Origin of the sequence: Yersinia aldovae ATCC 35236 (genome assembly GCF_000173735.1) — a bacterium.
GTDB lineage: Bacteria > Pseudomonadota > Gammaproteobacteria > Enterobacterales > Enterobacteriaceae > Yersinia > Yersinia aldovae.
This window is the reverse complement of record NZ_ACCB01000087.1, coordinates 1-2,037: the sequence shown is the minus strand read 5'-3', so window position 1 is coordinate 2,037 and position 2,037 is coordinate 1. Positions and strand designations below refer to the sequence as shown.

Genomic DNA, 2,037 nt, shown 5'->3' with positions numbered 1-2,037 from the left:
GCAGGCTTCACCACTGGCGGTACGGGAGCGGATAGATTGCCACAGCGTGATATGATTGGCCGTCAGGCGCTGAATACCCGCCAGTTCGCCCTCATAGGGTGAGTCTTCATCGCTGACTTCACGCCCTTTATCACACAGCACCAATGAGTTAACTTCTTCGCCATCGTTATCGATATACAGATTGAGCGGCGAGAGGTCATAGGCCCGTGTGCTGGGTTGTTCTGAATCTTTAATTATCAGTGCATAACTGATAAAGAGTTTGGTGCTGTAATTTAGATATATCAAGGGCTGTGCATTATCTGGATGTCGTATGTTTGCTAGAAATAATGTCGTATGTTTGCTATGCTTTGGAAAGTTGAACGGGAGGTGGATGATGACTATCAAAGAACGTATTCAAACGAGATTAAAACGTTCTAAACGTTACGTGTTTACTCGTGATGATTTCAAAGATATTGCTGATTACGATCAGATTGGTCGCGTGTTGCGTAATCTAGTGAAAGAAGGATTATTGCTTAGGGTGGGGTATGGACTGTACACCAAAGCGCGTAAGAACTCGATCACTGGTAAGATCATGCCTGCCTCTCCTGGCGGTTCTGACGCAGTTATTCTTGAGTCACTTGACCGTTTGAATGTTGATTACACATTGGATGCCAGCACGACTAAGTATATAAAAGGTGAAACAACGCAAGTACCTGCTTACACTCAAGTCAAGACGTCGCCTCGCTTCAAACGTGCATTGTCCGTTGGGAATAGCAGATTGAATGGATAAATTATCAATGATTTTTGCAGATGTTGCCGATGCCTTGGGGATCGGTGCAACATCTATCGTTGAAAAAGATTATTATGTTATTGAGTTACTTCGCCTATTACAGCCTTTGATATTTGAGACACATCAACTTGTGTTTGCTGGAGGAACATCTCTGGCGAAATCAGGTATTAAATTAAATCGGATGTCTGAGGATGTAGATATAAAACTTATCCCCAATTCGGATTTTCTTGATGATAACCAGTTCTCGCGTTCACAACGTAAAAATGCGAGAAAGGAAATTATCGAAAAAATATCAGATATTATTATTGTATCAGAGCTATTTAAGTTCGATAAGAGCTATCCAAGAATAGCTCGGGATGAATATCGATATAATGATATTCAAATCCAATACCCTCAAGAGTTTACTCAAGTCCCTTGTCTTAGACCTTTCATCAAGCTGGAATTAATGGAATCAGATTTGTTAGAACCGGCTGAGTTGAGAAATATTAGTTCTTTTGTCTACGAGTTGGCAGGAAAAGGGAGCGAAATATCTGCATTTCCTTGCACAACAATTATCAGCACCCAAGCTGAAAAGATAGTTGCCATGATGAGGCGTACGGCTGCATTTATGAGAAATGTAGACCGCAAAGATGACGAATCGTTGGTTCGCCATATTTACGATAATTATCGCATTGTCGATGCCTTGGGTTTAAATATTTGTCAGCTATCAGTTTTTGTGCAACAGACGATTCAACTAGATATTGAGCGTTATGGATGCCAGCATCCGCAATTGGAAGCAAATGCTATAGATGAACTTAAAGCGGGATTAGACGAAATTGGTAGTAACCCCTATTTTAAAGAGCGCTATGGGCAGTTTGTGGTTCCAATGGTATTTGAGAATAGCAGAGTTGAATGGGAAGAGGTTTATCACTGTTTTCGTCAGACGGCATTGGAAACTTTGAAATGTTTAGATGGCTCATTAACTAAGTAGTTTTTTATGCTAAATCTAATATCAAGATCTGTGATTTAATCCAAAAATGCAGACTCAGCCCTTGCTCAAATTGCCACTGTTGGTCGCTACCAGCTTAATGGCAGAAGTTTACTGTGGTTGTGGTCGTGCGTTTGTATTTAGCATGGTTTAATAAATCCTTCCCCCACATTTCCCCCACTTAACTGACTCCCACTTGTTCCCCCACCTGAGTTTTGGCTCGGTGCTCTCAGCCCAGTCCTGACGCGGGTTTGCTCTCTTTCCCCCATTTAGTGTGTATAGGTAAGTGGGAAGTGGGGGT

2 protein-coding genes and 1 pseudogene are annotated in these 2,037 nt (G+C 41.8%); 2 read left to right on the top strand and 1 reads right to left on the bottom strand.

Annotated features, from left to right (window positions below; genetic code table 11):
- Nucleotides 1–234, bottom strand: a pseudogene (locus tag YALDO0001_RS19250) (Cro/Cl family transcriptional regulator); the annotation flags it as partial.
- A gap of 139 nt (nt 235–373) precedes the next feature.
- On the opposite strand from YALDO0001_RS19250, the gene YALDO0001_RS19245 reads away from it, so the two are divergent.
- Nucleotides 374–769: a DUF6088 family protein gene (locus YALDO0001_RS19245; protein WP_042840637.1), complete on the top strand. Its 396-nt coding sequence runs from the start codon at nt 374–376 to the stop codon at nt 767–769.
- Complete coding sequence (locus tag YALDO0001_RS19240; protein ID WP_042840635.1) at nt 762–1,739, top strand: nucleotidyl transferase AbiEii/AbiGii toxin family protein; 978 nt, start codon at nt 762–764, stop codon at nt 1,737–1,739. Before YALDO0001_RS19245 ends, YALDO0001_RS19240 begins: the two co-directional genes overlap by 8 nt.
- Nucleotides 1,740–2,037: the final 298 nt, after the last annotated feature.